9 protein-coding genes are annotated in these 13,237 nt (G+C 55.5%); 3 read left to right on the forward strand and 6 right to left on the reverse strand.

What is annotated here, in order from left to right:
• Positions 1–50: 50 nt before the first annotated feature.
• The 3 genes from QZ383_RS01710 to QZ383_RS01720 form a co-directional block, all read right to left on the reverse strand.
• Entirely contained in the window at positions 51–2,159 is a 2,109-nt protein-coding gene (locus tag QZ383_RS01710) for a TonB-dependent receptor (RefSeq protein WP_291442496.1), read from the reverse strand.
• Positions 2,143–3,561, reverse strand: coding sequence for a heme anaerobic degradation radical SAM methyltransferase ChuW/HutW (hutW, locus tag QZ383_RS01715; protein ID WP_291442498.1), 1,419 nt, complete (start codon positions 3,559–3,561; stop codon positions 2,143–2,145). The genes QZ383_RS01710 and hutW overlap by 17 nt, the downstream gene beginning before the upstream one ends.
• A gap of 432 nt (positions 3,562–3,993) precedes the next feature.
• On the reverse strand, positions 3,994–5,979 hold the full coding sequence (locus QZ383_RS01720; protein ID WP_291442500.1) for a sigma 54-interacting transcriptional regulator: 1,986 nt from the start codon (positions 5,977–5,979) through the stop codon (positions 3,994–3,996).
• Between the two features lie 268 nt (positions 5,980–6,247).
• Here QZ383_RS01720 and QZ383_RS01725 point away from each other — a divergent pair, with 268 nt between their 5' ends.
• From QZ383_RS01725 to QZ383_RS01735, 3 genes are read left to right on the forward strand one after another with little or no spacing between them, the layout of a single operon-like run.
• Positions 6,248–7,183, forward strand: coding sequence for a hydroxyacid dehydrogenase (locus tag QZ383_RS01725; RefSeq protein WP_192111550.1), 936 nt, complete (start codon positions 6,248–6,250; stop codon positions 7,181–7,183).
• 37 nt (positions 7,184–7,220) lie between these two features.
• Positions 7,221–8,528, forward strand: a complete 1,308-nt coding sequence (locus QZ383_RS01730) for an MFS transporter (protein WP_291442502.1) — start codon at positions 7,221–7,223, stop codon at positions 8,526–8,528.
• A gap of 37 nt (positions 8,529–8,565) precedes the next feature.
• Complete coding sequence (locus QZ383_RS01735; protein WP_291442503.1) at positions 8,566–9,570, forward strand: 4-hydroxy-2-oxovalerate aldolase; 1,005 nt, start codon at positions 8,566–8,568, stop codon at positions 9,568–9,570.
• Between the two features lie 179 nt (positions 9,571–9,749).
• Here QZ383_RS01735 and yfaU read toward each other — a convergent pair whose 3' ends face one another.
• From yfaU to rhmD, 3 genes are all read right to left on the reverse strand, one after another.
• A complete protein-coding gene (yfaU, locus tag QZ383_RS01740; protein WP_291442505.1) occupies positions 9,750–10,547 on the reverse strand; it encodes a 2-keto-3-deoxy-L-rhamnonate aldolase in 798 nt (265 codons plus the stop codon).
• A gap of 27 nt (positions 10,548–10,574) precedes the next feature.
• Positions 10,575–11,858 carry an MFS transporter gene (locus QZ383_RS01745; protein ID WP_291442507.1) on the reverse strand — a complete coding sequence of 428 codons (1,284 nt, stop codon included), beginning with the start codon at positions 11,856–11,858 and terminating at the stop codon, positions 10,575–10,577.
• Positions 11,859–11,981: 123 nt separating this feature from the next.
• On the reverse strand, positions 11,982–13,187 hold the full coding sequence (gene rhmD / locus QZ383_RS01750; protein WP_291442508.1) for an L-rhamnonate dehydratase: 1,206 nt from the start codon (positions 13,185–13,187) through the stop codon (positions 11,982–11,984).
• Positions 13,188–13,237: the final 50 nt, after the last annotated feature.

Below are 13,237 nucleotides of genomic sequence, written 5' to 3' on the forward strand. Positions count from 1 at the left end.
ACAGAAAATGAATACGAAATTCAATATCAGCACAAGGGCAGATACCTGATTTAGAATTCCACACTCACCTTGATGTTGGCGTGAACTCCCGGTTCGTAAATGGCGGCATCGGGTTCAAGACTGTATTTTTGGTTAAAAATGTTAAGCACTTCGCCCACAACCATGTACTGCTTTTCTTTGCCGAACTTTACGCCCAGCATGGCATTGGCCGTTGTCCACGCATCGTTTTTGTATTCGATGCGGCTGGAGCCGCTTTCGGTCTGCGTCTGGCTGGCAAAGCGGGCGTAAACATCGCCGATGATGTCCACATCGTCGGTGACGGAGTGGAGCGAGCGCACGCCTGCCCGGCCTGTCCATTCTGGCACGCCGGTTTTCCACGTGGTATAGTCGCCGTTGTCATACTGGCGTTTCATCCAGGTAGCGGACACGTAGGGAGTGAAGCCGAAGGGCAGGTCATAGCTGCCGCTCAGTTCCATGCCGTGGGTTTTGGCCGTGCTGACGTTGCGGTAGCGGTAGGTAGTGCTGCCGATCTGTTCGGTGGCAATGTAGTCCGTAGCCACGGTGTAGAAAAGTGACGCATCAAGAGCCAGCCCGTGAGCCGCGTAGCGCGCGCCCACTTCCCAGTTGTTGGAGTGCTCGGGCTTGAGTGATGCGTTGGGTTCAACCGTGCCGCCGCCCATGCTTGAGATGATATATTTTTCCTGAAGGTTGGGTACCCTGAACCCCTGTGAAAAACCGGCCCGCAAGGTCATGTCGTCAATGCCCTGCCACATGAGCGACAGGTTGAATACCGGCTGGGATTCCCATGAGCTGCCCTCGCCGCCTGCGCTGGGATTGGAATACGTGGTGGTGGGCGGGCCCATCATCTGGGATGTTGTGGTTTTGTCGCCGCGCGCCGTGTTCATGGTTGAGCGCACCCAGGTTTGGCGCACGCCGTAGTTGAGGGTGAAGTCCCAAGGCAGTTTGGTTTCCATGAGGCCGTACACGGCATGCGTGTCCATGTAGCCCTCGTACTTGTAGTGCGTGAGGGAATTGATTTTTCTGGTCATGAACGGCGTTATGGGAATGGACATGTTGGAATAGGTATTGGTATCGGCATCCAGCCCGTCGCGGTTGAATTCATAGCCGGCAATGAGGTAGTTGCTTTCGCCCAGAGCCCAGTCGCTCTGCATGCTCGCGCCCCATTGCTCGTTGGTGTTGTCCGCGTAGTTGTTCATGAGCACGGAGGTTGTGCCGGAGGTCGCCTCCACATGGTTGAGCATTTTTTTGTGGGTGTCTTGCCAGAAGGCATCCAGCCGGAGCTTGGGCAGGAAGGACGTGAGGTTCCTCGCCTCCATGAAGACGGCGGCTTTTTTGCGCTCCCAGGGGGAGATATCAACGTAGAACGAATTGTCTTCCGTGGTTCCGGCCATGACGTCGCTGTAAAACTGCTCGTAGGAGCCGCCCATGGTAAATTTGTCGCTGAAGTCGTAGCTCAGGAAGGCGGAGCCGGACTGCTCCTTGAACTTTGAATGCGGGGCCTCGCCGTCAGGCGTGGAAAGGTTGTGCTGATAGGTGTTGAACCCCGTGGCGCGGTACTTGAATCCCTTGTATGCGCCGTAGATGGACAGGCTCTCGTCAAAGCCCTTGGTCGAGCCGTTGTAGCTGCTGGTTATCTGCCCCTGGATTGGCTTGGTGCCGCCTTTCTTGGTGATAATGTTGACAACGCCGCCCAGCGCCTCGGAGCCGTAGAGCACCGAAGCAGGACCCTTGATGACCTCGATGCGCTCAATGATTGCCGGGTCAACAAGCAACGGCGTGCCGTCCATGGACTTGTTCTCGGCAATTTTTTGCCCGTCGATGAGAATAAGCACGCGGGTGGGGTTTTCACCGCGCAGGGATATGCGCTTCAGCCCCTGCGCACCCGAATTGACAACCTGCACGCCGGGCACGTCTTCCAGAAGGCCGCCGACAGTTGTCGCTGTCGATTCCTTGATCTGCTCCTTGGTGACCACGCTCACCGACATGGGCACGTCGAGCAGTTCCTTTTCCACCCTTGAGGCAGAAACTTTGACGGTTTCCGTCTCAAGGGTCTGGGCCGGGGCCGGTGCCCCCCAGAGCAGCAGCCCGGCAATGCCCAAGGGCAGGGCCTGAGCGTTTAATTTACGCAGCAGCGACATTCTTTTCCTCCAGCATCGCCTTGAGAAAATTGAGTAAAAGTTGTGTGAGGTTTACCTGCCAGAATTGCCCGGCCATGGTGAGCACCACCCGGCCATCATGCCATTCAAGCAGTTGGGCGCGTTGCCACTGGGCAAGCACTGGCTCCCATATTTGACCAAGAGGCAGGGCAAAACGACGCTCAAGGCCTTTTACATCCATCCAGCCCTGCTCCATACACTCGGCAACCGACCTGTAGAGGAAGTAGTGGCGCTGGGGGCTTTGCACAAAGGCCAAGGGTTTGCGTCCGTCACGAACGGCCTGCTGCCATTCTGCGTAATTGCTGTTGTTCATGTAAAAGTGCCCGCCCAGATTGCCCCCTGCGCCGGGGCCGAAGGCAAGGCAGTTGGCCGAAGCCTTAACGTACAGATTGTAAAGGTTGCGCTCGCGCGACGTGCGCGCCCAGTGGCTAAGAGAAAGGCGGCGGTAGAAGGCCCCTTCCATGTCTTCCACCGCTGCGGCGTACATGGCCGACTGGAGGGGAATATCCGCCGTGGGGGCAATCTTGCCCTGTTCTATGCCGCGCCCAAGCGGGGTCTGGCGGTACACATTGAGCTGGTAGCAGTCCGCCCCGTCAAGGTTGAGGGATTGGGCAACGGCAATGTCTTCGCGCCAGAGTCCCAGAGTCTGGTTGGGGAAACCGTAAATAAGGTCAACAATGACAGCGGCCTGATCGTAGCTCAGGAGTTGCTCAAGGCCGCGCTCCATGTCGTCGCGCGATCCCAGCCGCCCCATGGACTGCCGAATGGAGGTATGGAAGCTCTGAACGCCCAGCGAAAAGCGGTTTGCGCCGCCTTCAAGGCAGGCTTCCATTTTACGAGGCCCGAAATTGGTGAGCCTGCCTTCAACCGTGATTTCGCAGTCGTTGGCCAGCGGCAGCGCCTCGCGCACTCCTTCAAGAATGCGCTGGAGGTCTTCTGCTTCAAGGGCTGTGGGGGTGCCGCCGCCAAAATACACGGCATGAACCGGCGTGCTCTGCACGGCCTTGCGCTCACGCCACATTTGCAGCTCAGCCAGCAGGGCGTCGGCATACAGGCGGCTGTCGCTTTCGTGATAGGCCTTGTTGTAAAACCCGCAGTAGAGGCAATGCGTCTGGCAAAAGGGCACATGGATGTAGGCCACTGTTTTGCCCCTGAGGGGCGAGGCCAAAAGCAGATCCATATGGCTCTGTATGCTTTCCGGCTCAATCATGTTGCCGCCAGTGCCGGGGTGCATGGCGATTTTGGCGTCAAAGGCGTGCGAGAGGGCGCATACGCCTTCTTTGGCAAAAAAAGCGGAAAGGTCTTTGGGCGCGCGCCCTGACGCCGCCGATAATTTGCCCGGGTCGGGCATTTCGTAAATTTTTTGGTTAGGTTGGGGCTGCATCTGCGTTCCTCGATTGCAAATAAAAGTTAGTCTTAACTAATTCTGTTAAATCCAATTAATTAAATTGAAAAAGAATGTCAATACCAACTTGAAAAAAGCTCGACAATGTGGGTAAGCGCAGGAATGACGATGGAAAAGCGGTGGGGAAAGCAGTTGGGAGCCAAAGGCTGGCAGCACTACTGGCTGCAATATTTGAGGAATAAAGGACGTGATCGCGGTGGAAGGGGTTGAAAAAAATGCAATTTGTCTGAGGGACTGCCTGAATTCGGCAGCTTATCTGGCAACAGGGTGCCAGTACCAACCCATCTGGTACTAATGCCGTCAAAAAGATGGTGCTCCTTGGCATAGGAGCACCTGAATGAAGCGGAGGCGAATTACGGAAGAGCAGAGCCCCGGGAGAGCTGGCCAATGCGCAACTGGGAGTATCCGATACTATTGTTTGTTTTTCCGTTCAGGTTCCTCCCTGGTTTCGGGCAAAATATCCTGTTCAAACAAACCGAATTTTTTCATTTTTCGCCAAAGTGTCGCGCGTCCAATGCCCAACCGGCGCGCAGATTCATTTCTGTTTCCGCCGCATTGCCGCAACATGTCGCGCAAGGCGCGTGCTTCCAGTGAATAAAGGCTGGCGGCAGGGGAGTCCTGCTGCCTGACGACTGGCGCAACATCGCTTGCGCATGTCTGTTCGTATGGGTGGCAACTGCGCAGGGAATCGGCCATGATGTCTTCAGAAAGCACACCGTGTGGAGCAATGACCATGGCCCGCTCCAGAACATTGGCCAGTTGCCGTACATTGCCAGGCCAGGGGATAGTTTCCAGAAGCGCCATCCCCCGGGGATCTATCGGTGGCATGGGCTTGTGCTGTTCTTTGGATTTTCTGTGCAGTATGAACCGCGCCAGCAGGCCAATATCACCCACGCGCTCCACCAGCGGGGGAAGCTCCAGAATGAGCACCGCCAGTCTGTAGTACAGGTCTTCCCTGAACCGTCCCGCCTGAACTTCTTTCGCCAGATTGCGGTTGGTGGCCGCGATAATGCGCACGTCCACCGGCGTTACCTTGTTGTCGCCCACGCGCGAGACCTCTTTTTCCTGTAGGACTCGCAACAGGCGACATTGCAGGGGCAAAGGCATTTCGCTTATTTCATCCAGAAAAATGGTGCCGCAGTGGGCCATTTCAAAAAGACCCATTTTGCCGCTTTCGCTGGCGCCAGTGAAAGCCCCTCGCACATAGCCGAACAGCTCGCTCTCAAGCAGGTTTTCTGGCAGAGCGGCGCAGTTTACGGCCACAAAGGGGCTGTCTGCCCTGGCACTGGCATTGTGGATAGACTGCGCAAAGAGCTCCTTGCCTGTACCTGTTTTGCCGTAAATGAGAACAGTGCTTTCAGACTGCGCATAGGTGAAGGCCCGTTTTTTCGCTTTTTCCAGTGATTCCGATTTTCCCACCACATCGGCAAAGGTGCTTTTGGCCACATGCCCAGAATCACGTACCCGTTTGCGCACCCGCTGTTCCAGAGACTGGATGCGCCGTACTTCCTGCAAGGTAAGCACCGCGCCCCGGCTGTGTCCGTTCACGTGGATGGGCACACTGGTAACGGCAAGAGAATTGCCGCCTATCAGGCATACTTCGGAGGCTTGTTCGTTTTCAGGCGTCTGGATGCAGGATTCCCAGGGCATGCCCAAAACCTCGTGCACGTCGCGCCCCACCACGTCCTGCCGCCGCAGGCCAAGCAGCTCCAGGCCAATGCGGTTTATCTCAGAAATATGCCCCGAGGCATCAATGCCGATAATGCCATCGTTGATGGAGTTGAGCAGGGCATTGATTGTGCCGAGGCGCAGGTCTTTTTCCTTCTGGAGCGAAACAATGCGCTTGCCCTCTTCAATGGCGTCCTGAATGACGCGCGGATCCATGTCGATGTGTACGCCCTGCGCGCCAAGAGCCCGTGCGGCGTTTACCACGGGCGAGCCGCCCACAAAGGCCTTTACGCCTCTGGCAATGAGCTGCCGCAGTCTTTCCGATATATCGGCAAGATCCGTCAGGGTTTCCACAACCACCGGTTTTTCAAAAAAATCTTTTAGGGCAAGAGCGTTGTAGGTGAAGGATTCAAATCCCACCACCGCGATTTTATCCGCAAGGCCAAAAGCGCGGTTGACTGCGCGCAGCATGTCCACGCTCGTATACCTAAGCTCCAGCACATGCGTTTTGAGGGCTGCTTTAAGCAGGGCAGCCGTGCCGCCGTTGCTGACAACAACCATGGCCTGCCCCTGGTCGATATGGCTTTGGGCAAGGCGCACTGCATCTTCCAGCGCTGCTTCATAAACAAGGAAGCTCTCGCCGATGCGGCTGAAAATGTTGCTGATAGTGTTGGTAATCGGTTCGCTTGGGGTGATGAACAGAATGTCTTCCCTGCGGATATGAACCATGGACGTCTCCATCTGCAAATTGTTTCCTTTTGATACATGGTATATCAAATGAAACATAAATGAAACAGATAGATGCAACATCATCATTCTGAACTCGCCGGTATTCTGGGGCGGGCTGAAGGCAAAACAATACTTATTTATTGTAATATATTGTAAAATATGAATTTTTAAATTTATTTGTGCTGTCCTGCAACTACTGGACTCTACTGGCATGTCTCTTGCTTTTTGGCGCAAGAATGCATTCGCCATGTTTCATTGGGAGGACACCATGAGAGTTCATGTCATAGAACCCATAGACGAAAGCGCCATGCGCAAACTGCGTGCCGAGGCGGAAGTAGTGGCGTGGGATGATCCGGAAAAAAACGACCTTTCCCGAGCGGATGCGGTCATTGTGCGCGCGGCGTCCGTCACGCGCGAGCAGATTCTTGCTGCACCGGGGCTGAAGGTTATTGGCAAGCATGGCGTTGGCGTGAACGCCATTGATCTGGTCACAGCCAAGGAGCGGGGCATACCTGTTGTGTATACCCCGCTGAGCAACGTAAATTCAGTAGCCGAACTGGTTTTTGGCTTTATTCTCGCCACTGCCCGCAAGCTGCGCGACAATATGGAGCACATACGCCGAGGGGCAGAGCGCATAGCCCCCGCAACTCTTACAGGCCTTGAGATTTCCGGGAAGTCGCTTGGCCTTGTAGGCTTCGGCAACATAGGTTCACGCGTGGCGCAGATTGCCGTGAACGGGTTCGGCATGGAGGTTCATGTCTACGATCCCTATATGAAAGCGGCCACAGCGAAAGAGCGCGGCGTGCACTTGCATGAAACTCTTGAAAGCATGCTGCGCGAGGCAGACTACATCAGCGTGAGTGTGCCACTTACCGAGACGACCAGAGGGCTCATAGGCTCCGCGCAGTTTGCCTGCTGCAAGCCCACGGCCGTTATCGTCAGCACCGCGCGCGGCGGGGTTATTGACGAATCCGCCCTTTACGAGGCCTTGGCGCGCAAGACTATTTACGGCGCTGCCAGCGACGTATTTGTGCAGGAACCCCCCACCATGGAAAACCCTCTGCTGCAATTGCCCAACTTTATCGGCACCCTGCATATAGGCGGCAGTACGCACGAATCGCTTGTGCGCGTTGGCAATACGGTTGTGGACGATGTGCTTGCCGTGTTGCACGGTGAAAAACCGCTCTATCCCTATGCGGTATAGCCTTTTGTTTTAGCCTGTTACCGAAAAGGATTCCGCTATGACTCAGACGGATACAACCACGTCGGTTGAAGAACAAAAATTGCGCGAAGCGAAAAAGGCCACTGCGGCCGCCGCATTCGGTACTTTTTTGGAATATTACGATTTTTCAGTATACGGCTACTGCGCTGCCCGCATATCCAAGGAATTTTTCCCCAGCGACAACCCCACGGTTTCATTGCTGTCCACCTTGGCCGTATTTGGTCTGGCCTTTATCGTCCGGCCATTGGGCGGCCTATTTTTCGGGCACATTGGTGACCGCTACGGGCGAAAACTTTCGCTTGTGGCTACGGTGGTGCTTATCGGTGTGGCCTGTACGGCCATCGGCTGCTTACCCACCTACGATCAGATAGGCATTGCTGCGCCTATCCTGCTGATTCTTTGCCGCATATTGCAAGGCTTTTCCGCCGGGGGCGAGATAGGCAGCGCGGCTTCGTACATTCGTGAATGGGCACCCGCAGAACGCCGCTCCCTGTATCTTTCCTTTGTGCCCAGCGTGGCCAATTTGGGCAAGGCCGGGGCCGCTGGCCTTACCGGGCTGGCCGCCTATCTGTTTGTTGGCGAAAGCGCAAGCTGGGCCTGGCGCGTACCCTTTCTGGTGGCCATGCCCCTCATGCTCGGTTGCCTCTGGATGCGTCTAAAAATCGAGGATACTCCCGACTTCACCAACATGAAGAACGAGGGCAAGCTTTCTGAGGCCCCCATCAAGGAGCTGATACATCAGTATCCAGCTTCACTGTGCAAGCTGTTCATGTACTCGCTGGTTCAGAACGTGGGCACGTACTGCGGTACCGTGTATGTCGCCATCTATATGCGCACAGTGCTGAAAATGCCTGCCACCGAAGTTGGCTTTATCGTCCTGATAGCCGTGACCTGTGCGGCGCTCTTCATACCCTTGTTCGGCCTCATTACTGATCGCGTAGGCCCAGTTAAAACGCTGGTGGCCTGCTACGTCTGCTATATCGTGCTGAGCTATCCCTGCTACGCCATAATGGGCAAGGGCTTTGGCATGGCCATCTTTGCACTGGTTACCACCATGATCCCTTATGCCTTGTGCCAGGCTGGGTCATATTCCATGTACCCGGAGCTGTTGCCACCCCGCGTGCGCAGCACAGGGGTTTCCTTCGGGCATAGCATGGGGGCTGTTTTGGGTGGGGCCACCACGCCGTTTCTGGCCACGTGGCTCATTTCCAAGTTCAACGACATCATGATTCCCGCCTATATCCTCATTTTTGTAGGTGCGCTGGGCCTGATTAACCTGCTGATTCTCAAGAAGGCCGACCCCGCTGAAGGGCGTCGGTTCCGCTAAGGGCCTTCCTTTAAACAACAGTGCTCTGGAGAAATATATGGAACTTTTTGATTGCACCCTTCGTGACGGCGGCAATGTGCTTGGCAACGGGTTTCCGGCTGATCTGACGGAACTTATGCTGAAAGGACTTGTTGATTGCGGCGTACGGTATATCGAATACGGCAATGCCAATGGCATTGCCGCGGGCGAAGAGCAGGGTAAGGTCGCCCCGCTGACTGATGCCGAATATATGGCCCTGGCCAAGCCGCTGGTGGATAAGGCTCGTTTGGGCATGTTCATTCTTGCTGGCAACGCTACGGAAGCACGTGTGGCGGCGGCCGCAGAGGCTGGCCTGAGCTTTTTACGCGTTGGTGCCAATGCTGGTGATGGCGACAAGGCGCGTCAGGCTGTTGAGTTGGTAAAAAAGCACAAGCTTGAGGCCTGTTATTCAATGATGAAGGCCTATGTGCTCAGCCCCGATGCCCTGGCCGACGAGGCCGCGCGATTGCAGGATATGGGCGTGGATATGGTGACCATTATGGATTCCGCAGGAACCATGATGCCGGATGAAGTCTGCAGCTATGTAAGTAAAATGGTGCGGCGGGTGAGTATTCCCGTAGGTTTCCATGGGCATAACAATCTGGGTATGTCCGTGCCCAACGCAGTTGCGGCTTTCAGGGAAGGTGCCGCCATCATCGACTGTGGTTTGATGGGTATGGCCCGCAGCGCGGGTAATTTGGCAACGGAGATCGCGGTAGCCGTTTTTGACCGGCTCGGGGTTCGCTCGGCTGATCTGAACGTCCTTTTGCGGTTTATTGATGAAAAGCTTGCGCCCGCCATGGAGAAACACGGTTACAGGGCGCCTGTCGTGCCCCTTGATCTGGTCTTTGGCCTTGCGGGATGTCATTCTTCGAATACTGCGGCATTGCGCGAAGCTTCAAAGGAGTACGGCGTGGATATTTTTCGCCTTACCATGGCCGTTTCTGCTGAAAACCGCAAAAATCCTTCTAAGGACCTCATAAAACAGCACGCCTCCAAGCTTGCTGCTGCGCATTGCCTGTAGGGTTTGTGTCCGCCCGCGCACTGAGGTGCCTGGCGTGATCCCTTTTCCGTTGTGCGCAACCATCATATATTATGCAGTAAAAAGCGGGGGCCGCGCCGTTCATTGCGTGGCCCCCGCTGGTGGGGACATGTTCAGTGGTGTTGCAGGGTGCGAGGGAACACCTTGGCAATATCCACAGGCTAGTAACTGTTTTTTTTCCCGGTAGTTCCGGAAATGTTTTTGTAGGTGGCCAGTGCATTGTCCATGGCATCTATAAAGAGCATGGTGTCAACGGCAACGGCAACAAAAGTTGCGCCCCATTCAACGCATTTGCGCGCCATAACCGGATCCACGGCGAGAATGCCGGGGGCTTTGCCCTTCTCGCGAATGCGGCGGATTGTGCGTTCAATTATTGCCGTAACTTCCGGGTGCCCGGCATCATCCGGATGCCCGAGAGAAGCTGAAAGGTCAGCAGGGCCAATAAACACGCCATCCACGCCTTCCACATCAATAATCTCATCCAGATTTTCAAGCGCCTTGCGGCTTTCAACCTGAACAAGCAGGCACAGGTTTTCTTCCGCTTGCGCCATGTAATTGGGTACGCGGCTCCAGCGGGAAGCCCGCGCAATACTGGCTCCAACTCCGCGCACGCCATGAGGGGGATACCGCAAGGCGTTCACCATGCGGCGGGCGTCGTCCGCAGTGTCCACCATGGGAACCAGAACTGTCTGCGCGCCAATATCCAGCACCTGTTTCAGCAGTGCTTTATCACCTTCAAGGGGGCGCACCACCGGGTGCGCCGGATAGGGCGCCACGGCCTGCAGTTGCGCCAGCAGCGTCTGCACATTGTTTGGCGCATGTTCTCCGTCAATCAACAGCCAATCGTAATCGCACGTGGCCGCCATTTCCGCAATGTAGGATGAGGCGGTGCTCAGCCAAAGACCTATCTGCACTTCGCCACGGGAAATGGCTTCCTTGAACCTGTTCTTCTGTTTCATGGTGTGTACTCGTTATTTTGCAAGTCGCTATGCCGACTGCTTTTCAGGTTGCGCTTTTTTGTCCTTGCGCAACATCATAATGGCGATGGAACCGATTATGGTGATGACTGCAAGCGTCAGCAGACCGGCCAATTTGTTGCCAAACAGGATATCGGCCTGAGCCTTGATGTTAGGGGCAAGAAAACCGCCGATTGCGCCAAACATATTGGTAAATCCGATACCAGCGGCAAGTGCCGCGCCCGTGAGCATGCTCGTGGGCATTGTCCAGAATACGGGCTGAACCGCAATAAATCCCGCCGCGGCAAAACACAAGGCCACAATTGCTATAACCGGACTTGCCAGCGCGGAAACGCCAATGCCAATGCCCGCCATAAGCAGGGTAAGGGCGGCGATGTTGCGCCGTTCACCCGTGCGGTCTGAATAGCGGGGAATGTAATAGGTGCCGAAGAGGGCCGCAATCCAGGGAATTGCCGTAACAAGCGAAGCCTTGAAGCCAACGGCTGTACCCAGCAGCGCCGCCACCTGTGATGGTAGATAGAAAACCAGCCCGTAAACGCTGATTTGAATGATCATGTAAATGACGGCCAGATGCCACACGGTTTTATTGCGCATGCCGTCGCTGATGCGTGAAGTTGTTTTGCCGCTTTCTTCTGCCGCAAGCGTGGCAGCAAGATGATCTCTTTCAGCTTTACTGAGAAAACGCGCCTCAGCGGGGGTGTTGTCCAAATACAGGAAGGTAGCCACACCAGCGAGAAGAGCCAGTCCGCCTTCAATGACAAACATCCAGTACCATCCAGGATGTCCCATGAAGCCGTGCATCTCGAGCAGCGCGCCGGATAAAGGAGAACCCAGAGTAAGCGCCAGCGGAGCACCCATATAAAAGAGCCCCATGATGCCAGCGCGCTTGCTTTGTGGAAACCACTGGGATGTAAGGTAAATCATGCCAGGGAAGAACCCCGCCTCGGCCGCGCCCAACAGACTGCGAACAAGCAGAAATTTTATTTCCGTGTCCGCATAGGCCATGGCCGCTGAAAGCAGGCCCCACACAAGGGTAGTGCCGCCAATCCACGCCCGTGCGCCGAATTTTCGCATCAGCAGGTTGGCCGGAACCCCGAGCACAGCGTAAAAAACAAAGAAAATGCCGGCGCCCATGGCAAAAGCGCCGTCGCTCAAGCCAGTATCAATCTGATAGGCCTGTTTGGCGAATCCAATGTTCGCCCTGTCCAGAAATGCCAGAATATACAGCATCAGCATGAAAGGAATAAGCCGCAGGCGAGTTTTGTTGACAACCTGCTCAATATCAGGTGACATATTCTGCTCCTGTTGCACGGTCATTAGCTATGGGAGAGAGGGCTGCCGGGGTGCCACCCGGTGGCCCGATTTTCGTGGCAGGGGTCGGAACCCCTTCGCGTCGAATTCATGGCCGATCCTTTCCTAGTGTTCAAAGGGGCGGACGATGTCGCACGCTCTGTTCAATTCAACGCCGAAACCAGGCTTATCCAGAGTTTCCTTGCTAATGCGTCCGTTCACCGGCACGGGTTCGTTGAGCAGAAGCGGGTGGAACTGCGGGCGTACCTCAAGGCAGTCGGGGCTGGTCATAAGATATTCGCTGAACGGGGTGTTGACGAACGTGATGACGGCATGGTGCGAGTAGACGGAGGAGCCGTGCGGCACCACAAGTTGCCCGCGCGATTTGGCAATAGCCGCTATCTCGGTAAGTGTTGTAATGCCGCCGCACCAGCCCACATCTGGCTGCATGATGTCCACGCCGGTGTCAGAAAGTGTGCCGAACGACTGGATGGTGCCATGGTGTTCGCCCGTGGTCACCATCATGCCCGCAGGCACGTTGCGCTTCAGTTCCCTGTAACTGTCGTACTGTTGCGGGGGAAAGCATTCCTCAATCCATTTCAGATTGTACGGCGCGCAGGCGTGAGCCAGCTTGACGGCGTAATTCACGTCCTGGCTCATCCAGCAATCGAGCATCAGCCAAAAATCAGGGCCGCATTTCTCACGGTATTCCGCAACCATGGCCGCATCTTTGCGAATGCCTTCGTCGCCGTCGTGCGGTCCCCAGTGAGTGGGCATTTTTCCGCCGATGAAGCCCATCTTCTGGGCAGCGTCAGGGCGCGCTCCAGTGGCATAAAAACGAATTTCGTCCCGAACAGCGCCGCCAAGCAGCTTGTAGACCGGCATGTCGAGCACTTTCCCGAACAGGTCCCACAAAGCCAGATCAACGCAGGAAATGGTGTTCATGACCACGCCGCCTGAGCCAGAGTAGTACATGGTGGCGTTAATCATTTGGTCGTGAATAAGTTTGATGTCGCTGACGCAACGGCCTTCAATGAAACGGTTAAGGTGCTTTTCAACAATAAAGCAGCCAAGTTCGCCGCCGGTGGAAATGGCAAAACCGGTAACACCGTTTTCCGCTTCAACTTCAACAATAAGGGTGCCCAGCACATTGATGCCGAAAGACTGACGCGACTGCTCATACTTCTTGTACTTGCTCATAGGCGTGGCAATGTGGTCGTCGATCCAGTGTTTTCCTGCCTGGTCATGGTAGTCTCCGCCACCACCCGCAGCCTTGGCAGTCGCACCGCCGCAATAATACGCCCGAACCTGCTTGATTTTGGGAAGATTCATTTTTTCCTCCATGTTGCTGGTTAGTTGTCCGCCTGAAACAGAAGGCTGCG

It is taken from the genome of Desulfovibrio sp. (genome assembly GCF_019422935.1).
Lineage (GTDB): Bacteria > Desulfobacterota > Desulfovibrionia > Desulfovibrionales > Desulfovibrionaceae > Desulfovibrio.